This is a genomic window from Providencia sp. PROV272 (assembly GCF_049901975.1).
Lineage (GTDB): Bacteria > Pseudomonadota > Gammaproteobacteria > Enterobacterales > Enterobacteriaceae > Providencia > Providencia stuartii.
Map to the genome: position 1 here is coordinate 3525823 of NZ_CP096291.1, position 22260 is coordinate 3548082.

Consider the following 22260-nt stretch of genomic DNA (forward strand, 5'->3'; position numbering starts at 1 on the left):
TTTTATAAGGAGATGAGCGATGAGTCATCACACCATTAGAGAAAATGTGATACAAGATATTCTTTTATGGATTGATATGAATGTGGATAAGCCACTGAATATTGCGGAAATCTCTCATAGGGCTGGCTATTCAAAATGGTATTTTCAACGTATTTTTAAAAATACCGTGGGCGTCAGCTTAGGGCAATATCTTTTAATTAATAGGCTATTAAAGGTGTCATCTGATTTGAAACAGACAAATGACAAGATTATTGATATTGCTTTTAGATACGGTTTTGATGGACAGCAAGGGTTAACAAGAGCTTTTAAGCGTAAATTGAAAGTAACCCCTGCTAAATATAGGAGAGAAACCGCACTCAGGTACCATGCGTAGTATAGCGTATTTTGATAACAATCGTGTCATAAAGTATTAAGCCTAGCTAGCCAGCTAGATAATGCAATAAACTAAAAATTGTTGGTCTAGCGGCTAGCTGAATAGGTTAACCTTTGATGGTTTTACTTTTAATTTGTTGAAATAAAAAAATTAAATAAGAAAAATAATCAAATCATCGTTTTTCTTGACCTTACAATAATGGTAAGGATTAGCATTATTGAAAATTTAAAATAACCTATCTCTGTTTTTAGGTGGAAGAATATGAAAATAGGTGAAGTATCAAAATTATTCAATATTCCAAGAGAGACAATACGGTTTTATGAAAAAGAGGGCCTAATCGTTCCTCCGAATAGAAATGATAATAACTATCGCAGTTACAGTGAAAACCATATTGAACGACTCCGTTTTATAAAAAATTGCCGTAGTCTTAATATGTCTCATCGTGAAATAAAAAAACTATTAGATCTGGTGGATAATAATAGTGATGATTGTGAGCTCGTTGAGGGCGTGATTAACTCACATCTATTTAATATTAGAGAAAATATCGAAAAGCTGAAAAAGCTCGAAAGAGAATTGATTATCTTACAAGATCATAGCAATGAAATGAATAGCAATCATAAGTGTGGGATAATAAAAAACTTATTATCTAAAGAGATTTGATCTTTAACGTTATACGATTTTCTATCTATATAGGTAATAAGGATAGCAGCTTGGCTATCCTTATGGAGACTGTGATTACAGTGCTTTTAGCATACGGATTTCACAATCGCTGTGGCCTGTATTGCCGAGTGGCTCATCGATAAATTCAAAGCCTAATTTCTCATACAGTTTAATGGCTGCTTGTAAATCTGCGGTTGTTTCTAGGTAGCAGCGTGTATAACCTTGTGCTTTAGCAAACTCTAATGACATTAGTACAATCTGCTTAGCGACCCCTTTACCTCTTAATACCGAAGAGAGATACATTTTTTGTAGCTCGGCTGTTTCATTATCACCGCCAGCTAATTGTGATATGCCACCACCACCGACAATTTTACCGTCCATTTCAACGACCCAGTAAGCACTACGAGGCTTGCTATAGACTTCATAGAGCGTATCTAAAATAGGATCGGCTACCGCAAAACCTTTATCAGCCGTTAAGCCATGTTCTGCTGAAACTTCACGGATAACCGCGGCAATCCCCGCATTATCTTTTTGTTCGATTAAACGAATAGTGTGGGTTGTTGTATTTGTTGTCATGAGAAACTCTCTTTATTTATTGTTTTGTACTACTCAGTGAGAGAGAACCAGAAGGGAACTTCAATCTGAGATCTGCGAACGCAGTCGTATCATAATAATCGATTAATTAACGTGGGTATAGGGTTCGGGATTGATTTACTTATTTAGATAGGTGTTCTAATAAAAAACCCCTATTGGCGAACCAATAAGGGTTTTAAGTCAGTGTGAAAGAGGCAGATTATAGCGACGCAATGGTCACTTTTTGTGCTTCTAACTTACCTTTAGCTTCAATGTTAGCCGCTAGGCGCTCGCGCTCTTTCTCAACAACGGCAGCAGGTGCACGGCTGACAAAACCTTCATTAGCGAGTTTGCTTTCAATAGACTCAATCTCTTTGAGTACTTTCTCTAACTCTTTATCCAAACGCGCTAACTCGGCATCTTTATCAATCAGGCCTGCCATTGGGATCAATAGCTCAGTACCGCTAACCAGTTTTGTCACAGAAACTGGCGCTTCTTCACCGTCTGCCAGTACCGTGATACTTGCAAGGCGTGCCATGGATTTAATAAAGTTTTGGTTTTCTGCAACGCGACGTTTCGCATCTTCAGAAGCACCACGCAGTAATACATCTAGTGGTTTACCCGGCGAAATATTCATTTCGGCACGAATATTACGGACAGCAATGATAGCTTCTTTGATCCATTCCAAATCACTTAGTGCTTGCTCGTCCACTTTAGCTGCATCAAATTCAGGGAATGGTTGTAGCATGATGGTATCTGCATCAATCCCTTTGACGACTTTCACACGTTGCCAGATAGTTTCCGTGATAAATGGAATAATAGGGTGTGCTAAACGTAATAGCGCTTCTAATACTTCGATCAGCGTGAAACGTGCTGCACGAGCTTGCGCTTCATTACCTTTGTGAACAGCAGGTTTTGATAGCTCCAAGTACCAGTCACAGAATTCGTTCCAAGTGAAATCATACAAAATACCCGCGGCAATATCATAACGATGGGTATCGAGGGCTTCACGGTACGCTTTGATGGTTTGGTTGAACTGAGCCATGATCCAGCGATCAGCCAAAGAGAAGCTCATTTCACCACCGTTCTGACCACAGTCTTGATTTTCTGTGTTCATTAGGACAAAGCGGCTTGCGTTCCATAATTTATTACAGAAGTTGCGGTAGCCAGACAGACGTTTCATATCCCAGTTGATATCTCGGCCTGTTGAGGCAAGCGCCGCTAAGGTAAAGCGTAGTGCGTCAGTACCATGTGCTTCAATACCGTTTGGATACTCTTTGCGAGTACGCTTGGCAATTTTTTCAGCCAATTGTGGCTGCATCATATTGCCAGTACGTTTCTCAAGCAGATCTTCTAACGAAATACCGTCGATCATGTCCAGAGGGTCGATAACGTTCCCTTTGGATTTAGACATTTTTTGGCCTTCTTCATCACGGATCAAACCCGTCATATAAACGGTTTTGAACGGTACTTGCGGTACGCCGTTCTCATCTTTAATGAAGTGCATGGTCATCATGATCATGCGGGCTATCCAGAAGAAAATAATGTCGAAACCACTGACCAACACATCGGTAGGATGGAACGTTTTCAGTGCTTCGGTATTTTCAGGCCAGCCTAATGTTGAGAAGGTCCATAAACCGGAAGAGAACCAAGTATCCAATACGTCTTCGTCTTGGCGCAGTGCAATCTCTGCCCCCAAGTTGTTTTCACGACGAACTTCATCTTCATCGCGACCCACATAGACATTACCTTTGTCGTCATACCATGCAGGAATACGATGACCCCACCACAATTGGCGAGAGATACACCAATCTTGGATATCACGCATCCAAGAGTAATACATATTTTCGTATTGGCGAGGTACGAATTGAATACGACCATCTTCAACCGCTTTAATGGCATCTTCTGCTAGCGGCTTAGTACGAACATACCATTGGTCAGTTAGCATTGGCTCGATAACGACGCCACCGCGGTCACCATAAGGCACTGTTAAGTCATGCGGCTTAACTTCAACCAATAAACCTAACTGCTCAAATTCCGCGACAATCGCTTTACGTGCGGCAAAACGCTCCATACCACGGTAAGCTTCTGGGATTTCACTGCTATATGCGGTTGATGGGTTACCGTGAGTATCAAAGACTTCTGCTTCACTACGGACATTACCATCTAAATCCATCATGTTGATCATAATGAGCTGATGACGTTTACCGACTTCATAGTCATTAAAGTCATGAGCAGGGGTAATTTTCACGCAGCCAGTGCCTTTTTCCATGTCGGCGTGTTCGTCACCGACAATTGGAATACGGCGATTGACGATTGGAAGAATAATTTCTTTACCAATTAAATCTTTATAACGGGGATCTTCTGGGTTAACCGCCACACCAGTATCACCCAGCATAGTTTCTGGGCGTGTGGTTGCGACAACCAGATAATCTTTACCTTCGGCTGTTTTTGCACCATCTGCAAGTGGATAGCGTAAATGCCACATGGAGCCTTTGATTTCACGGTTTTCGACTTCCAAATCAGAAATCGCAGTGTGGAGTTTAGGATCCCAGTTAACGAGGCGTTTACCACGATAAATTAAGTTATCTTTATAAAGACGAACGAAGGCTTCTTTAACGGCTTTTGATAGGCCTTCATCCATTGTGAAGCGCTCGCGCTCCCAATCAACAGAGTCACCTAAACGGCGCATTTGTTGTGAAATGGTGCCACCAGACTCTGCTTTCCATTGCCAAATTTTGTCAATAAACGCATCGCGGCCGTAATCGTGACGAGTTTTGTTCTCTTCAGCCGCGATCTTACGTTCAACAACCATTTGGGTTGCGATACCAGCATGGTCAGTACCTGTTTGCCACAGCGTATTTTTACCTTGCATGCGTTGGTAACGGATCATGGTATCCATAATCGTTTGCTGGAAAGCATGCCCCATATGCAGGCTACCTGTGACGTTTGGTGGTGGAATAACGACACAGAAACTCTCTTTGCTAGTATCCCCGTTTGGTTTGAAATAACCGCTTTTTTCCCAGTGAGCATAGCGTGCTTGCTCTATTTCAGCGGGATTATAAGTTTTATCGAGCGAAGGCTCGGCAATCGCATTATCTGGTTTCTTATCCATTTTTATATCGTATTCAGTTAGTTGGCGGCGTCGCCATAGTCAAATTGAAGCCGACGCTGCGGTAAATTTTATACCGTTCACGCGCCAACTGTTTTAAAGTTTCATCAATAGGCACAAAGTCTATCACTTCATGGAATGCAGTGGCAAAGTCTGCAAACTGGCTCTGAAGATTGATCAGAATATCGCGTTGGGCATTTCCACGTTTCCCCGGCCAGCAAATTTCAATCGGTGCGCCATAACGAGGCCCTTCACCAGCAAGGTTATGAGGCACGAACTGATGAGGATCTCTTTGCCAAAGTGACTCATCCAGTTTTTCTGCTTGCTCAGCGGTTTCACACGCGACTAAAACACGCTTACCATCACGCCACATTTGCGCCGCAAGTTCGCAAGCAAGCCATTCATGGGCTTCTAACTCTACTTGCGGCGATGGTTGTTCAAGCAAATAAAAGGTGGCGTTTTTCATCTCTTTCTTTATGGAATAGAAAAATGTTATGCAAAAAGGGTATTGCGACAGGCAATACCCTGAAATGAAGATGGGGCTATTTTAGCGTATCGCACTCTTGAGTGCTATATACTCGTCATAGTTCAAGTTGCAACGCCAATTTGACTCGCTACACCTTGAGCTATTTAGCGTCTAGACCCATGACACGAGTTACAACGCAATGGTCTGTAACTCGCGTCATTATAGGACATCAATTAAGACTAATCGTCGCCGTTCAGGCCAGCGCGGTTCAGTAAGAACTGTGACAACAATGACACAGGACGGCCTGTTGCGCCTTTTGCTTTACCTGAACGCCATGCTGTACCAGCAATATCCAAGTGCGCCCAATTGTATTTGGTCGCAAAACGAGCGAGGAAGCAGCCCGCAGTAATTGCACCCGCAGGACGACCACCTGTATTGGCTAAGTCAGCAAAATTAGAGCTGATTTGCTCATAGTATTCATCAGCTAACGGTAAGCGCCATGCACGGTCACCCGCTTGCTCAGAAGCGTTTAATAACTCATGAGCCAGAGGGTTGTGGTTTGACATTAAGCCAGTGTAATGGCTACCTAACGCAATTACACAAGCCCCTGTCAATGTGGCGATATCGATAACCAATTCCGGCTCAAAACGCTCGACATAGGTGAGGGTATCACATAGCACTAAACGACCTTCGGCGTCAGTATTAAGTACTTCAACCGTTTGCCCTGACATCGTGGTGAGGATATCACCTGGACGATAGGCTCGTCCTCCTGGCATATTTTCACAGCCAGCCAGCACACCGACCACGTTGATTGGCAACTGCAATTCGGTGATAAAACGCATCACACCGTAAACCGTTGCAGCACCGCACATGTCATATTTCATTTCATCCATGCTATCTGCTGGCTTGATAGAAATACCACCTGAGTCAAATGTGAGGCCTTTACCGACTAATACAATAGGTTTCGCTTCAGGATCAGGGTTACCTTTGTACTCCATGATAGACATCAGCGATTCATTTTGTGAGCCTTGACCAACAGCGAGGTAAGCATTCATGCCTAGCTCTTTCATCTGCTCTTCACCGATAACACGTGTTGTCAGCCTATTTTCAGAAATGTCAGCTAATTGACGTGCTTGTGATGCTAAATATGCCGCATTACAAATGTTTGGTGGCATGTTGCTGAGATCTTTCGCTGCCTTAACACCGGACGCAATGGCGAGTCCATGGGCGATAGCACGCTCACCGCTCGTTAATTCACGGCGTGTTGGCACATTGAAAACCAACTTACGCAGTGGACGGCGATGTTCCGTTTTATTGCTTTTCAATTGATCAAAGACGTAGAGCGACTCTTTTGCCGTTTCAACAGCTTGACGTACTTTCCAATAATTATTACGGCCTTTAACGTGTAACTCAGTTAAAAAACAGACGGCTTCCATTGAACCAGTTTCATTCAATGTGCTGATTGTTTTCTGAATAATCTGTTTGAATTGACGCTCATCTAGCTCACGTTCTTTACCACAGCCGATGAGTAGAATACGTTCAGACAGGATATTTGGTACATGATGGAGTAGTAGGGATTGCCCTACTTTACCTTCAAGTTCCCCGCGGCGCAGCAGGGCGCTGATATATCCGTCACTTATTTTGTCCAGCTGTTCAGCTATAGGGGACAGACGGCGTGGTTCAAAGACTCCGACAACGATACATGCGCTACGTTGTTTTTCCGGGCTACCACTTTTTACACTAAACTCCATGCGTTCTCCTGAATCTTAAAGACAAAGGCCCATGCTCCCGCTAAAATTAGCGTTACAGCATAATCTACCTCATAGAGAATGAACTCTTTATGTTAAACTGAGCAGATATCTGGTATTTCAATAATATTAAGCATGTTCTGATTGGGTAATCAGTATAGAGAATGCTTTTATATCATTCTAGTCATACAATGAGCCAGAGTATATGTTAACAAATGGTAGATATTGAACGAACTTAGCCATTTTCCACCCAAAAGACAAGTTTTCACAGGCGTATAAGCGTGATCATTATTAGATATTTGGTACGGGAGACCCTGAAAAGTCAGCTAGCTATCCTTTTTGTGCTAATGTTGATTTTTTTTAGTCAGAAGTCCATCGATATTCTCGGGGCTGCTGTTCAGGGAAATATTCCTTCAGATTTAGTATTACCGTTACTGGGATTGGGCGTGCCTGAAATGGCGCAATTGATCCTCCCTTTAAGCCTATTTCTTGGGCTACTGATGACATACAGCAAACTGTACACCGAAAGTGAAATTACGGTGATGCATGCATGCGGACTCGGGAAAAGCGTTCTGGTTAAGGCCGCTCTGGTGCTTGCAACGTTGACCGCATTGGTCGCAATAGGCAATATTGCGTGGATGCTTCCTTGGTCGTCGCAATATCAAGAACAGGTGCTGGCAGACGCTAAAGCTAACCCTGGGCTAGCTGCCATGGTGGAAGGGCAATTCAAAACCACCAAAGATAGAAACATCGTATTGTATATTGGCGACGTCAAAGGTAATGACTTTAAAAATGTCTTCTTAGCACAATTGCGCGCCACTAATGAACAGCGCCCATCGGTAGTGGTCGCCGATAGTGGCTATATGCGAGAAGATGCCGATGGCCGACAAATTGTGGTATTGGATGAAGGAACTCGCTACGAAGGAACGGCATTATTACGTGATTTCCGCATCACCGACTTTAAAAATTATCAGGCGGTTATTGATCACAAACCAAGTGATGCCCGCAATGATAGAGTCGAACAAAAAAATATGCTTCAGTTATGGAAGGCGAATGACTTTGATTCCAATGCAGAATTCCATTGGCGTTTGACGATTGTCTTCTCGGTGGTGGTGATGGCATTAATGGTAGTGCCGCTGAGTGAAGTGAACCCTCGTCAAGGGCGGGTATTGAGCATGCTGCCAGCCATGTTGCTGTATCTTATTTTCTTCCTATTACAAAGTACATTGCGTAATAGCGCAGAAAAAGGGGATGTCGATCCGAAATATGCAATGTGGGCAGTTAACTTAGGGTATCTGGCTTTAGCGATTATCCTAAACGTATGGAATACCGTGCCAATGCGCCGTTTACGCGTCAAATTTAATAGAGGGGCTGCCTGATGTTTGGTGTTTTAGACAGGTACATTGGACGAACCATCCTCAACTCTATTTTAATGACCTTGTTTATGTTGGTGTCCCTTTCAGGGATCATCAAATTTGTCGAGCAACTACGTAAAGTTGGTGATGGTGAATATACGACCCTAGGCGCTGGGGTATTTACGTTATTAACGATCCCAAAAGATATCGATATTTTCTTTCCGATGGCGGCGCTGCTCGGAGCGTTACTAGGGTTAGGTGCTTTAGCATCACGTAGTGAGCTGGTGGTTATGCAAGCTTCTGGCTTTACACGCTTGCAAATTGCACTGTCCGTGATGAAAACAGCGATCCCTCTGGTTATTGTGGCGATGTTGATTGGCGAATGGGTTGCCCCAAGCGCAGATCAATGGGCGAGAAATTATCGCGCAGAAAAAATTGTGGGTAACTCATTAGTTGTGACAGATGAAGGGATGTGGGCGAAAGATGGCCCTGATTTTATTCATATTCAACGCGTCTCTGATACCACATCGATTCAAGAAGTGTCTATCTACCGCTTTAATGAGCAGCATAAGTTAACATCGGTGATGTTTGCTTCAAGCGGCGCTTATGACAAAGACAATCAATTGTGGGTGTTGTCTCAAGTTGATGAGTCTATTTTAAGTAGTGAGAAAAAAATTACGGGCTCCCAGCGCTTAACTTATGAGTGGAAAACGAACCTGACACCCGAAAAACTCGGTATCGTTTCCTTGAGTGCAGACTCCCTTTCGATTCGCGGGCTTTATCAATATATCGCTTACTTAAAAGAGAGTGGGCAGGTAGCCGCAGTCTATGAATTGAGTATGTGGAAAAAGATCTTAGCGCCTCTATCCGCAGCAGTGATGATGTTTATGGCCGTTTCATTTATCTTCGGTCCATTACGTACTGTACCGATGGGGGTACGTGTCGTCTCTGGGATTGTTGGTGGCTTCCTGTTTTATGTCCTAAATGAAGGGTTTGGTAAGTGGAGTTTGGTCTACTCCATACCGCCTATTATTGCGGCGTTACTACCAAGCGTCCTATTCCTTGGGGTCAGTATTGTCTTGCTGGTGAAACGTAAGTAAGCCAATTTTAAAATCGATAATATTCCAATAAGCCATCGTATTGAATAATGCGGTGGCTTATTTATTTGTATTAAACCAATCAATACTTGAAAGGCTCAGGGAGAGTTGGATGAGTAATAAAAATTCTAATTTTGAGTAAGTTACCAATAAATCGATTACCTAGCTCACTTATTTTGGCATTTAATTTATTTTCTTGAGGATGGAAAATAGGGTGTGCTTTTTTATTGCCAGTAGCTGCTTTCACGATATTCTCGTGCGTGATGCCATAAAACCCCATTACAGGGAGTTTTAATTGATTGGCCATGACTTGTGCATTTGAGAATCGCCCCCCTTCAGCACTATGACAACTACATAGTTTTATAAGCGAAGGGCTCTGTTTTATGCCTTTAATTTTATCCGCTAGCAGCGCATGGCAATTGGCGTTAGTCACTTTCGCAAAAGTGCCATCTCGCATTTGCAGCAACCCTTTCTCACCATGCGTTTTAATAATAATTGATGACATAAAATTCTCTCCTTGAATTGTTTATGTCACTAGTATTGCGATGAATATGTCTTGGTGCTTGCAAAAACCAATGATTGATAGTTATACAGTAAGAACAGTATTAATAAGCCATCAATATAATATAAAAAGATTTGTGCCGTGATGCGTGCTGTCACTCTATTAAATAGGTTCTTACTGGTTATTATCGTGATCACAAAGGATAAAAATTAAGCGGGTAAGCACTGTTACCGACCAAAATCGCTCGGTAATAGTCGAGAAAATTTGCTGTTTGGCAATGACAACACGCAGTTATTTATCAACCTATTGCTAATTTAAGGGCATTTAGAGTTAGTATCACTCGCCGTGCATTCAATACATTATGGTTGGCGATAACAAAGGATAAAAGTTAAGCGCATCTGGCTTTTTTAGCGCTGCAAGGACTGTTACCGACCAAAATCGCTCGGTAACAGTTGAGAAAATTTGCTGTTTAGCAATGACAACAAATGGTTATTTATCAACCCATTGCTAATTTAAGGACAACAAGTTGAATAAAATAGTGTCTTAGGGTTGGGGCATAACTCGCCAGTGCATTCATTGCGTCGGCGGTACGCTTTCAATGTTTTCCATACGCATGGTTAGCCGATAGAGCGGCCACCATATCATTAACCCCCACGGTTAACTTACTAAACTTACTGCTGTCTTTGCGGGTCATCACCACAAAAACGCCGATATTTTGTTGTGGGATCATCGCCATATAGCTATTAAACCCACCTCCACCACCCGTTTTCTGATAAATCCCCGGCCGACCATTTTGTGGCTTCATATAAACCCAGCCAAGGCCAATACCATCCGCATGACCTGCAACATCCATGCCTTTGACATCAAGTAATTTTTCTCTTGGGAAGTAAATACCTTGCTCACGTGCTGCTGTGGCTTTTCTTAGGTTTTTATCCGTCGATAAAAATTGCTGCATCCACTTTTGCATATCCGCAGGCGTAGAATAGACACCACCGCTTCCTGCCGCCGCTAACGTGTTATGGCATGGGCTTGGCTTAGTGCCTTCCATCAACCTTGCGCATTGAGAGGCGTTAGGCGTATAGGTTGTTTCGGTCATTTTGGCTGGAGAAGTTACATAACGACTGAACAACTGTGGATAGGACTGCCCCGATGCTTTAACCATTGCATCAGCAAGCAGATCATAAGCAAGGTTTGAGTAAGCAGCTTCGGTTCCCGGTGTCGCATCGAGTTTACCATTTTTTAGCCAGTTCCAACGATTATCCTGCGTTGGCCAAATAAAAACAGGTCTACCCCATTTCCCCCCCGGCTGCTCACGTGGTAATCCGCTGGTATGGCTTGCTAAATGGTATAAACGGATAGGGTGGCCACTACTATTATCAGGTACAGTGACGCCATGATAACTGTATTGTTGTAGAGGATCCGTTATCAGTAATTTTTTATCCTGCTCCAGCTTAATTAAGATTTCACTGGTCATTAACTTAGTGATAGAGGCAATCCTAACTAGCGAATGAGGGCCCGGTTTTTTACCATTTCCGGGGGCGGTTTCCCCATAATAGCGTGATAGTGTTTGGTTATTATCAATAACAATGATTGCCATGCCCCGAGCATCGCTTTCGTTAAAAATGCGATTTGCATACAGATCGACAATCTTCGCAACCCGCTCATAGGTTCTTCTATCGCCTTCAAACACTCGCCAGTCATTCGACTCAGCGTCATTATTGCCTTGTAAAAACTTAGGTTGTTTTTCTGTCGTCGTTGAGCAAGCTGCTAATGCGAGAGACAATGCAGACACTGACAGAATTTTTAGAAACGATCTCTTCATGTTTAGGAGCCAGCCGATAGGTAATTTTGCAGATGGTCGAGCAGACCAAGGTTATTTTTTCTTAGCGAAGACCTTCATTAATGCACCTATTAGGATGCCAATAACTACGCCAGTCGCTATCCAGCCTATAAAACCCATGTATAAATACCTTTACTAATTCAACAATGTGCATACGCTAGCAAAAATCGTATGAAGTCGCCAGCAGCCTTGATGAAGCAAATGATTAAATCAAATATTTGACTAAAGTAACATATGTCTAGGCTGATCATTAAGCAAAAAGCATTAAATGGCTAATAGAGAGAGTAGTTATTCAATTTTAGAAAGCAGGACGGTATATCAATCAGGGAGATATTAAGCAACATGCTTTTTTTTTAATCGAACAAACTGAATAATCAAGATAAATGTTGCTAGTCGAGACAAGGCAAGTATAATAGCCACGTTTTCCAAGAAACACATCACTTCGTGCCGGAGTGGCGGAATTGGTAGACGCAGTTGATTCAAAATCAACCGCCTTCGGGTGTGCCGGTTCGAGTCCGGCCTTCGGCACCATAAGAACATCAAGAGACGTCAACCGGCGTCTTTTTTTGTGCCTGAAATCCAGTATCCGCAAGGCTTTCCTCGCATTTTTAGTCAATGAATGTCAATCCAGGCCAACCCGTATTAGCCTCCTTGTGAGTATATCTGTCGCTTCGATAATATTTATTATGCATTATTGATGGCATTGCTAATGATAGTACATGCAGGCGCATCCTGTAGCGTAGGCACGTAGTTATCTATGTAACGCGAAATCATCTGAGATATCTCGTATATATACCCAGTCTGGGGGGAAGAGAACAAAAAATATGGCATTAACTGATACGAAAGTTCGTGCAGCTAAACCAGACGAGAAAGCTTACACACTGACAGACAGTGATGGCTTGTTTCTGTATATTCACCCCAATGGTTCTAAATACTGGCGTTTCCGTTTCCGTTTCCGTTTCCGTTTCCGTTTTCGCTTTGGCGGTAAACAACATTTGATGGCTTTTGGTGTATACCCTGAGATCTCTTTAGCAGATGCCAGAGAAAGAAGAGATGCAGCCAGAAAGCAAGTTACTTTAGGTATTTATCCACGCGAACACAAGAAAGAATTAAAGGAAGAGCAGCAAAAGGAATTCAATACCGTTGAGAAAGTTGCTCGTGATTGGCACGCGACCAATAAAAAGTGGTCATAAGGCCATCCTTATCTTGTGATGTGTTTTGTTTTAATATTTCCTATGCTAGTGTTCTGCTTTAATAAAACAAGACACTTTAATAATGGAATATAATCCAATTATTGAGGTGTAAAATGAAAAAACGAACAAACAGAATTTATACTACTGAGTTTAAGCAAGAGGCGGTCGCATCAGTCACCGAGCCAGGCTATAGCGTGCCAAAAGCGGCAGCTTCTTTAGGGATCACCGATAAATTATTTTATAACTGGAAAGCAAAATTCGACGCTGAGCAATCGGGTAACAGCTTGAATTCAGATGATAGAGCTGAGCTATTAATTAAGGCTTCGAAAGGAAATTAAAGAACTTAGGATGGAGAAAGAAATCCTAAAAAAGCCAGCGCCCTCCTGCTAAAGGAAACCAAGTAGCGTTTAAAACGATTAAGCAATTATCTTCACAGTTTCCCGTGCTGAAGCTCTGCAATTTAATGAAAACAAGTCGTTCTGCCTATTACGCTTGGCTCAAACTTACTTCTTATCGGCATTACTTCAATTACATTAACTTTGGCCCCAATATGGATGGGCAATTTCATGGTGTTATCACTTGATTTTGCTACAAATTTTGAGTGGAAAACCTCAGCATATTGTGGGCAGAGGAAAATAAGTAATCCTAAAGAGGCGGATTCAAGTCCGAAGTGCAACGCTAAGCCGCCTTTCTTAGCTCCGCAAACACCACCGAAGGTTGTCTGAACCCCAGACACTTGCGTGGCCTGCTGTTCAACGCTCCCTGATAGCGTTGTAAGTCTTCTTCTGTCACTGTCCGCAGGTCTGTTCCTTTCGGGATAAACTGTCTTAACAACCCATTCGTATTCTCGTTCAGCCCACGCTCATGCGAGGCATACGGATGGGCAAAGTACGTATCTGCGTTCAGTGCTTCTGCTATCGCCTTGTGCTCACTAAACTCTAGACCGTTATCGAACGTTATTGTGTGACATACATCCTGATACTCACTCAGCAGTGAGATAATGGCCTTACTGACTTCCACCGCATCCTTTGAAAACACCTTTTTTGTCAGGTAAATACGGCTTTTGCGTTCTGCCAGTGTCACGATAGCACCAGTGCCCTGTTTACCCTGCACCAAATCGGCCTCCCAGTCCCCCAGACGGCTACGGTCTCGACGACTGACGGCCGTAGCTCAATGGATACCGCATCAGGGATGCGCCCTCGTTTCTGCCCGTAGCCCTTACGATATCGCCGTTTGCCCTGCCTAAGATGCCTGTACAACTCGCCACCGCTACGCTTATCCGCATAGATATACTGGTAAATCCATTCATGGCTGACGCTAAGACCAATAATGCTGCCAATTGCACTTATTTGCTCAGGACTCCACTTCCACTCCAGAGCAAATATCACGAAATCTATGGTCTGCTGAGGAATTGTCCTTTTGGCAGATGACAGCCGCCTATCACAGCACTTCTGGTGTGCCTGTTGTGGGTTATAACCAGTATCTGAAGTGTTACGCCTCAGTTCACGGGAGACCGTGGACTTGCTTACACCGATACGGATACCTATCTCATGGCAGGATAAATTATCCTCACGCAGTATCGATATCTGGTATCGTTGTCCTTCGGTTAGTTGCTGATACTTCATACTTACTCGCTCATCTTTGGTCGGAAGAGCAGGATAGCTTATCAGTAGCTAACCGTCCTTCCATCTAACATGACCGAGCGTTGCACTTATTATCTGAATTCGCGAGAAAGATATTTTGGTTTTCATGCTGATAAGTATACTGTCTATTATTCTGATAGAAATGGAAAATGGGGGTTTGAAGAAATAAGATGTATAAAGAATCAAAACGGCGATGATTCTTTTATCAAGTTATCTATAGATGAAAACCCTATGCCTAAGTGGTTCAATGATGCAGAAAAAGATTAAAAGTAGATCACTTATACAATACAAGTTAATGTTGCCTTGTAAGGCATACTAAAGTTAATGATGTTGGTGAGCCCACCAGCATCACGATTAATGGGGAGTGGACAGATCGTCTGTAACCTAATCAGAATAACATTACATCTATAAAAATACATTGATGTTTGATTTTGAATCTACCTTATTTTGCAAATTCGCTATAGAAAAATGGTTTGTAAGACGACAAAAATTTAGTTTGACGATATTTGTATGGATTATTGGTAATCGCCAAATCGTTTTAAGAAAATAAGCAAAGAAAAACAACGGATTATACGGAAAATTAAGTCAGCTGATAAGCATTGACAACGTTTTCAGAATTCAAAAATTCCAGTGTAAATATTGTGTAAGGTCGTAGAAGCTAATAATAATTGTAAAATTAACTGATAGGTCAGAACTAACCAACATTCTGTGGTTAGCAAGTAAGATACTCGTGTGCGGGTAACGTGTTTAGCGTCATATTAAACGAAGCAAACATATTTTTTCGAGTATTGTTGTGAAAGTTTCAATTTTCCATTCGTTGTCTATACATATCCATTACTCAACGTCCTTAACTTATCTGTATATCAGCAAAAATAGATAAAACGTTATTCATCATCATTGAAGCTAGTGGAAGATAAATCCCCCTATACCACGATAAGAATCCCCTTATTTAATTTAACTTTAGGTCATGCCTATAATGAGAAATTCTTTGGTGGTAGTTCTGATATATGGGGCAATAGATGGAACGCAAAGGACTGTTTTTATCTTGTATTATCAGCGGGGTACTATTGCTATCTGGCTGTCACAGCTTACTCAATAACTACTATGCTGATACCCTCCCTAAAACAGAAGGACAAGTGGTTCTTGCAGGGTTAAAAGCCCCCACTACTGTACGTTATAACCAAATGGGCGTTCCTTTAATCAAAGGGCAAAACCTTGAAGACGTTTATTTAACATGGGGTTATATTCATGCATCAGAACGCATTAGCCATATGGAGCTGATGCGCCTCACGGCAGAAGGTCGTTTAGCAGAATACCTGGGCGAACCGGCCGTTGGCATTGATAGTTTTATGCGCAAAATGGGTTTTCGTGAAGCGACGACTATTTTATATCGAAATGTCAGTCCACAAAATCGTCGTTATCTTGAAGCTTATGCCAATGGTGTCAATCTTTGGTTAGATAATCATCAAGATAAACTACCAATGGATTTATCAGCGGCAGATTATGTTGTTCCGAAATGGCGCCCCGATGATGCAATTTTAATTCTATCTCTCGCTAATTTCGGCTTGGCGGGAAACCTGCATGAAGAGATTGATAGCTTAATCGTTGCTCAGCAGTTGGGGGCTGATATGCTACCTTGGCTATTTCCAACTTATCCTGATGAGCCTCTTCCTCACCAAGAAGCAAAGAAATTGCAAGGGCTAAATTTAGAACCGTTTAAACAAGACATCGACCAGTTAACACTTGCTAGCCAATCTCTAAAAAATATTCATTTACATGATGTTATGGCATCCAATAACTGGGCTGTAACCGCAGATCTCACACAACACAATGGTACATTACTGGCTAATGATACCCACCTTCCAATCGGCTTACCTTCTTTATGGAGTTTTATTCAGATTGAAACTCCTGAGCTATCTATGGCTGGTGCGGCGATCTCAGGGATCCCCGCGATTGTATTAGGTGCAGCCCCTGATCTGGCGTGGGGATATACCATGGTGATGGCGGATAATCAGGATCTATTTTTGGAGCAGATCAGAGAAACGGACAATGGATTTGAATATCTCTATCAACAGCAATGGTATCCGGTAAAGCAAACTCAAACCGTGTTTCATGTAAAAGGTCGCCCCGATAGAGTCGAAAATGTCTATCATACGCAACATGGTGTGTTGCTAAATGAGTCGCTGAAAGAGCGCAGTTATTTGCTGCAACCCCTTGAGGTCAGAACGCAATACGGGATCGCCTTTAGTAGCCTACTGCCCGCTACCGATGATATTAGTATCGATGCGTTAATGGATCTACCTAAACAAAAGAGTGTTTCCCAAGCCATTAAATTAGCAAAAGAAATTAGCGTGATCTCCGTTAATATGCTGTTCGCCGATAAGCAACAAATTGGCTGGCAATTAACGGGAAGTTATCCATTGCGCAAAAAAGGGCTTGGGTTATTTCCCTCTCCGGCATGGGAAGGGGAATATGATTGGATCGGCAGGGTGTCTAATCAGCATTATCCAACCTCAATTAAAACTCGAAAAGGTTGGTTGGCGACTGCAAATCAGCGAGTTGTAGAGAAGGGCTATCCTGTTAATTTTTCTCAAACATGGGCGCACCCAGAACGTTTTGAACGAATTTCAGCGCTATTGAATGCAACGGATCGACATAATTTAGATAGCATGCAGCAGATGCAGTATGATCAATTCGACCCTATGGTGACGAAGTTACAGGTTTATCTCAGAGACCCTGCATTACAAAACGCGATCGCTCAACTCCCACAATCAGAACAACAACAAGCGAGGCTAGCTCAACAACGCTTGTTGGCATTTGATGGTTACCTGCATGCCGATAGTGCTGGTGCGGCGCTGTATAACTTATTTTTAGCTCAGTTCAGCCAACAATTATTTGCAGATCGCTTCGTCGATTCACCGCAGGCGTGGAAGGCGTTTGTTGAAAGCTCCAAATCTTATTCAGCGCAAGCTGAGCATCTGCTTTGGCAAGATGACAAAAGTGCCAATGCGAGTCCTTTTTGGCAAAAATCGGACCCGGCTCGTAGCGGTAAAGCGAAAATCATTGCCTATTCATTAGCACTGGCTAACCAACAAGGTGAAAAGCAATTTGGCAAAAATTATTCACGTTGGCAGTGGGGGAAATTACACCGCTATCAATGGAATAGCTTGTCATCACAAATGGCGGAATATCTTCCAAAAGAACAACGCAGGACGATTGATCGACTCGATAGCTATTTGAATCGAGGCCCTTATCCAGCGGGTGGAAATCTCAATACGGTCAATATTTCCAGCTATAGTATGGGCGATAATTTTGATACTTTGTTGATCCCTGCAATGCGCTTAATTGTTGATTTCAGCCAACAAGATCCAGTATGGGTAATGAATAATGCGGGGCAGTCTGCCAATCCTGCAAGTCGTCATTATGCCGATAATATTGAGGATTGGTTGAAAGGAAAATATCAAAACCTTCCTTTTAGTCCGGAAGGGCAATCCCAGTGGTACAGCGATAACGTGTTGCAGTTTGTGCCTCGCTCACTTTCAACACAGGCGCATTAATACCGATGATCTCTAATAAATTATTCCAACGTTTTGCACCGATTGACCCAAATGTTTCTGAACAATTGGATATGTTAAGGGGATTTTGTACCGCGACAGTATTATTTGGGCATGCATATTTAGTCTTTTTATATCCAGTATGGCCTATCGTGATGCTGCCGCTATATTTATTTGGTCATAGCTGTGTCATGGCTTTTTTTGCGTTAAGTGGTTTTTTGATTTGTAAGTCGGTTAGCTACAATATTCAACGAAATACTTACTTTAAAGTAAGGCGCTATGCAACTTCACGGTTAAATCGTATTTTGCCGCCTTTTTATTTAGGCTGTTTTGTCTTACTACTTTTATATTTTATCTCTCCCTATTTTTTTGCTAGTGGTAGCCGTGACATTAATATTATTAGCGATACGATGACTCAGGCGAGAATGGCGCTGGATGTTAAGAGCTTTGTGGGAGTATTGTTGTTTATCAACGGCTTTATTACAGATACTCCACCAAGTAACTTTGCATTTTGGTCATTACCATTTGAGGTTTGGTTCTATACACTGTTTGCCTTATTTATGATGCCTAATCAGCGTTGGTGTACGATTATCGGTATTCTATTATTACTCACTCTTAGTGTATTGAATTATACTTTTTTCTTGTATGCCTTAATTTGGTGTTGTGGTGTGATTGCTGCACTGCTTCATAATCACCAGTATCAATTAAAACGAAAAACGCTCATTACCAGTTTTAGCTTGATTGCTTTAACACTATTGACATTAGCTGTGGTTGGCGTTTTTTATTTTCCATTCAGTTTCGACAAGCAAAAATATTTGTTGGCGTTGTATGGCACTTTGTGTGGCATTAGTTTCTGCTATTTATTTTATTTGATGAGTTTTCACCGCGTTCGTTTTTATTTACCTGGTAAACAATTAACGCCGAGCTCTTATACGATCTATATTCTGCATTTCCCTTTGCTAATCTTTGCTTATGGGATTGTGCAACCTTATGTGTATCAGAATTTGTGGGTATTATTTATCACTACGTTTTTGATCGCGTTGGGGATCATGTTTATTGGGTTGTTCGTTGGACGATATGTGGAAAGATTGAAGGTGCTACATTAAGTTGTGGCTTTGTTATCGCGTAAAAAAATATCCACTCTCCCTAAAATGAGTCAGTGATAATGAAGTCAGTCATGGTATTTCAATTAAGCAAGGAGGCTTTTTCGCTCATCTCCGATAAGTCGGTTAACACGATATGATTTTGACTCTGATACTGGAGGAGTTTTCCCTTTTAGTATATGTTTACTGACTAAACTGACACGATTACTTAAAGGTTGATTTAAACCATGATCCGAGTGTTAACAGCGAAAAACTACCAAAAAATGCCATGGAAAAATGGGCAAGGTTTTACTTTAGAAATTGCGCGTAGTCACGGTGTAGGATTAACCGATTTTGATTGGCGAGTTTCTATTGCCGATGTGAAAGCGGCTGGAGCCTTTTCTTATTTTCCGAGTAGGAAACGGATTATTGGTGTATTAGATGGCGGAGAAGGGCTAACCTTGCAGGTGGATAAAAATTCTCCTGTAACACTCCGTCAAAAACAATTTTTTGCATTTCATGGTGAAAGTGATGTGTATGCTGAGCTATTAGGTGAGGCTATTCGCGATTTCAATCTTATCTATAACCCTGATAAGTACATCGCTCGTCTGCAATGGTTCAATACACACAATGTGACGCAGTGGATAAGTGATGCTGACAGGGTATTAATATTTAATGCTAGTGGCGAGCTTGGCGTTACCATTGGTTTGAACTCGCATACTTTAAAAGAATTTGAAACATTATTGGTGGAAAATGATGGAAATTCTTTGCAATATAACCTTGTCACTCAACCAAAGAGTGACTTTTGCCTGATTGAATTATTTGCTAAGTAAAGTTACTGCCAACAATAAAATCGCTGTTATTTGTCGTTTACTAATAACAGCGGTAAATTAATACTATTTTTCATCCTCATCTTATAGCGTAATCTACTTTATTTTTATAAAAAATACTCTGTAAATTTTTAATCAAGGATAAACTAATCAAATTAGTTCATTATCAGAATATGACGAGTGAATATTTTTGATTGAGTATGATAATAAAAATATCAAAATAGATTAAAAAGGTCATAAAACGTAGGGTTAAGCTATATATAGTTGTGGTAGGATCAAGGTTTATCCATAATTGAGCTGTGTTGTATTTATAGAATATTAATTAATTGAATATATTATGTTTTTTATTTGTAACTCATAAGATAGGGATATTGTCATTATTGGATGAGTTTAACCGTTTTGTCATTAAATTGACACGCTACTGCCATTGTTCTAGCTTAGGTTTGCAATAGCTAAACTAGGAGACAATTAAGATGTTTAGTTTGGATGCTTTGCTACAAGATGTATTCCCAGACCGAGCGCCTCCCGCTTGGAAACGGAATTTACTAAAGTTCCTGCTATTTGAAAAAGAATTTAAACAATTTTCTGAAAATTATCCTCACCTAAAAGGTTTAGATCTGGTTGAGCAAATCGTCGAGTACTTTAATATTCGTTGTGAGTTAGTTGATGGCGATTTAGAAAATATTCCCTCTCAAGGTCCTCTTGTATTAGTTGCTAATCACCCGATAGGCTCTTTGGATGGTTTAGCAATATTACGTACGGTCGCGACAATTCGCCCAGATGTTAAAATCGTAGCAAATCAGTTTTTGAATTATATTGAGCCACTGAGTAGCTTATTTGTTCCTGTTGATAATATGGGGAATCGCACTAGCCGCAAACAAATTGAGGCAATGCAAGAGCATTTAAATAAGCAAGGGGCTTTGATTTTATTTCCTGCTGGTGAAGTTTCCCGATTAAGTGCGAAAGGGATCCGGGATGGTCATTGGCATACTGGTTTTTTACGTTTAGCGGCCAAAGCTCGTGCGCCAATTGTACCTATTCACGTTACTGGTCGTAATAGCCCTCTATTTTATTTAACCTCATTAATATACCGTCCATTATCGACATTATTGCTCGTACGAGAAATGTTTAAGCAGCGTGATGGCAGAATAAAAATTCGAATTGGTGGCCGTATCCCATTTACTCATTGGCATGATGGGCATACTCGATCGCATGATCTCGCAGAACGTTTTCGCCGCCATGTTTATCTTCTTGGGCAAGGAAAAAAAGGGCTTTTTACCAGTGAATCTGCCATTGCATTACCGGAAGATCGCTTAGAATTGAAAAAAGCATTGATGGCGTGTGAGCGGTTAGGCACAGCCCCAGATGGTAAGGCGATTTTTCTGTATCGTAGAAAAGATGAGGATAGAACGCCTATCTTACGTGAATTAGGTCGATTACGTGAAATTGCTTTTCGTGCTGTCGGTGAGGGTTCAGGAAGGCGGCGCGACTTAGATAGCTATGATGATGACTATTATCATCTCGTTTTATGGGATGAAGATGCATTAGAAATTGTTGGCGCTTATCGATTTATTCCTACTGCCGAGCAGTTGAAGAAAAAGGGCATCGAAAGTATCTACAGTTATACGTTATTTCATTACGATAAAGAGATGCTACCGATACTTGAGCAAGGGATTGAATTAGGCCGTAGTTTTATTCAACCTACTTATTGGGGTAAGCGTGGTCTTGACTATCTTTGGTTAGGTATTGGCGCTTATCTTGCAAAATACCCGCAATATCGTTACTTATTTGGGCCTGTTTCGATATCGGGTACGATGCCAATTGCCGCTCGTGATCTATTAATTACGTTTTATCGCCTCTATTTCTCAGCGGATCATTCGTTGGCACAGTCTCGCCAGCCGTATCCTGCCTCATTACCACAGGTATTAGCACAGTTTTCAGGGAATAATTATCACGAAGATTTAGTTAAGCTAAAAAGTCTGTTGAATAATATTGGCTGTTCGATTCCAACCTTATATAAGCAATACACCGAGCTATGTGAGCCGGGTGGCGTACAGTTTATTGATTTTGGAACCGACCCTGCTTTCAACAATTGTATTGATGGCTTGGTATTGGTGGATTTGACGAAGTTGAAACCTTCTCGTTATCAGCGGTATGTAGCGGTTCACCAAGATAACCAAACGTAATCTAAGTTATTATGCAAAGAAAAAACGCCGTATGGCATACGGCGTT

General features: G+C 41.7%; 15 protein-coding genes, 1 tRNA gene and 3 pseudogenes. 12 read left to right on the forward strand and 7 right to left on the reverse strand.

Annotated features, from left to right (window positions below; all coding sequences use genetic code 11):
- Nucleotides 1-19: 19 nt before the first annotated feature.
- Together M1E93_RS16295 and M1E93_RS16300 are read left to right on the forward strand one after the other, a co-directional pair.
- Nucleotides 20-373 carry a helix-turn-helix domain-containing protein gene (locus M1E93_RS16295; protein WP_004915952.1) on the forward strand — a complete coding sequence of 118 codons (354 nt, stop codon included), beginning with the start codon at nucleotides 20-22 and terminating at the stop codon, nucleotides 371-373.
- Nucleotides 374-634: 261 nt separating this feature from the next.
- Complete coding sequence (locus M1E93_RS16300; RefSeq protein WP_004915954.1) at nucleotides 635-1033, forward strand: MerR family transcriptional regulator; 399 nt, start codon at nucleotides 635-637, stop codon at nucleotides 1031-1033.
- 75 nt (nucleotides 1034-1108) lie between these two features.
- On the opposite strand, the gene M1E93_RS16305 is transcribed toward M1E93_RS16300, so the two are convergent.
- The 4 genes from M1E93_RS16305 to pepA all read right to left on the reverse strand — a co-directional run bounded on the left by M1E93_RS16305 (nucleotide 1109) and on the right by pepA (nucleotide 6935).
- A complete protein-coding gene (locus tag M1E93_RS16305) occupies nucleotides 1109-1609 on the reverse strand; it encodes a GNAT family N-acetyltransferase (protein WP_004915956.1) in 501 nt (166 codons plus the stop codon).
- A gap of 217 nt (nucleotides 1610-1826) precedes the next feature.
- Nucleotides 1827-4721 carry a valine--tRNA ligase gene (locus M1E93_RS16310; RefSeq protein ID WP_004915958.1) on the reverse strand — a complete coding sequence of 965 codons (2895 nt, stop codon included), beginning with the start codon at nucleotides 4719-4721 and terminating at the stop codon, nucleotides 1827-1829.
- Nucleotides 4722-4734: 13 nt separating this feature from the next.
- Nucleotides 4735-5184 (reverse strand): DNA polymerase III subunit chi, encoded by a 450-nt coding sequence (locus M1E93_RS16315; protein WP_004915959.1) that lies wholly within the window; start codon nucleotides 5182-5184, stop codon nucleotides 4735-4737.
- A gap of 239 nt (nucleotides 5185-5423) precedes the next feature.
- Nucleotides 5424-6935 (reverse strand): leucyl aminopeptidase, encoded by a 1512-nt coding sequence (pepA, locus tag M1E93_RS16320; RefSeq protein ID WP_004915960.1) that lies wholly within the window; start codon nucleotides 6933-6935, stop codon nucleotides 5424-5426.
- Between the two features lie 278 nt (nucleotides 6936-7213).
- Between pepA and lptF the strand changes: the two genes are divergently transcribed.
- The gene (lptF, locus tag M1E93_RS16325) at nucleotides 7214-8311 is read left to right on the forward strand and encodes an LPS export ABC transporter permease LptF (protein ID WP_004915961.1); all 1098 of its coding nucleotides are present in this window, start codon (nucleotides 7214-7216) and stop codon (nucleotides 8309-8311) included.
- Nucleotides 8311-9387 carry an LPS export ABC transporter permease LptG gene (gene lptG / locus M1E93_RS16330; RefSeq protein ID WP_004915962.1) on the forward strand — a complete coding sequence of 359 codons (1077 nt, stop codon included), beginning with the start codon at nucleotides 8311-8313 and terminating at the stop codon, nucleotides 9385-9387. The genes lptF and lptG overlap by 1 nt, the downstream gene beginning before the upstream one ends.
- 79 nt (nucleotides 9388-9466) lie before the next feature.
- Here lptG and M1E93_RS16335 read toward each other — a convergent pair whose 3' ends face one another.
- Both M1E93_RS16335 and ampH read right to left on the reverse strand, forming a co-directional pair.
- Nucleotides 9467-9889 carry a hypothetical protein gene (locus M1E93_RS16335; RefSeq protein WP_004915963.1) on the reverse strand — a complete coding sequence of 141 codons (423 nt, stop codon included), beginning with the start codon at nucleotides 9887-9889 and terminating at the stop codon, nucleotides 9467-9469.
- 592 nt (nucleotides 9890-10481) lie between these two features.
- Entirely contained in the window at nucleotides 10482-11708 is a 1227-nt protein-coding gene (gene ampH, locus M1E93_RS16340; RefSeq protein WP_004915965.1) for a D-alanyl-D-alanine-carboxypeptidase/endopeptidase AmpH, read from the reverse strand.
- A gap of 464 nt (nucleotides 11709-12172) precedes the next feature.
- Here ampH and M1E93_RS16345 point away from each other — a divergent pair.
- The 3 genes and pseudogenes from M1E93_RS16345 to M1E93_RS16355 all read left to right on the forward strand — a co-directional run bounded on the left by M1E93_RS16345 (nucleotide 12173) and on the right by M1E93_RS16355 (nucleotide 13257).
- Nucleotides 12173-12257 (forward strand) — tRNA-Leu (locus M1E93_RS16345).
- A 293-nt stretch (nucleotides 12258-12550) separates the two neighbouring features.
- A pseudogene (locus M1E93_RS16350) lies at nucleotides 12551-12916 on the forward strand (Arm DNA-binding domain-containing protein); the annotation flags it as partial.
- A 116-nt stretch (nucleotides 12917-13032) separates the two neighbouring features.
- Entirely contained in the window at nucleotides 13033-13257 is a 225-nt protein-coding gene (locus M1E93_RS16355; RefSeq protein WP_072197236.1) for a transposase, read from the forward strand.
- 340 nt (nucleotides 13258-13597) lie between these two features.
- On the opposite strand, the pseudogene M1E93_RS16360 reads toward M1E93_RS16355, so the two are convergent.
- Nucleotides 13598-14544 (reverse strand): annotated as a pseudogene (locus M1E93_RS16360) (IS30 family transposase).
- 99 nt (nucleotides 14545-14643) lie between these two features.
- Between M1E93_RS16360 and M1E93_RS16365 the strand changes: the two are divergent.
- The 5 genes and pseudogenes from M1E93_RS16365 to M1E93_RS16385 form a co-directional block, all read left to right on the forward strand.
- Nucleotides 14644-14829: pseudogene (locus M1E93_RS16365) on the forward strand (hypothetical protein); the annotation flags it as partial.
- 752 nt (nucleotides 14830-15581) lie between these two features.
- Nucleotides 15582-18119, forward strand: coding sequence for a penicillin acylase family protein (locus M1E93_RS16370; protein WP_104873194.1), 2538 nt, complete (start codon nucleotides 15582-15584; stop codon nucleotides 18117-18119).
- A 5-nt stretch (nucleotides 18120-18124) separates the two neighbouring features.
- On the forward strand, nucleotides 18125-19222 hold the full coding sequence (locus M1E93_RS16375) for an acyltransferase family protein (RefSeq protein WP_014657389.1): 1098 nt from the start codon (nucleotides 18125-18127) through the stop codon (nucleotides 19220-19222).
- A gap of 224 nt (nucleotides 19223-19446) precedes the next feature.
- Nucleotides 19447-20031 carry a HutD/Ves family protein gene (locus tag M1E93_RS16380; RefSeq protein ID WP_014657390.1) on the forward strand — a complete coding sequence of 195 codons (585 nt, stop codon included), beginning with the start codon at nucleotides 19447-19449 and terminating at the stop codon, nucleotides 20029-20031.
- Between the two features lie 470 nt (nucleotides 20032-20501).
- The gene (locus M1E93_RS16385) at nucleotides 20502-22214 is read left to right on the forward strand and encodes a lysophospholipid acyltransferase family protein (RefSeq protein WP_004917422.1); all 1713 of its coding nucleotides are present in this window, start codon (nucleotides 20502-20504) and stop codon (nucleotides 22212-22214) included.
- The last annotated feature ends 46 nt before the right edge of the window (nucleotides 22215-22260 follow it).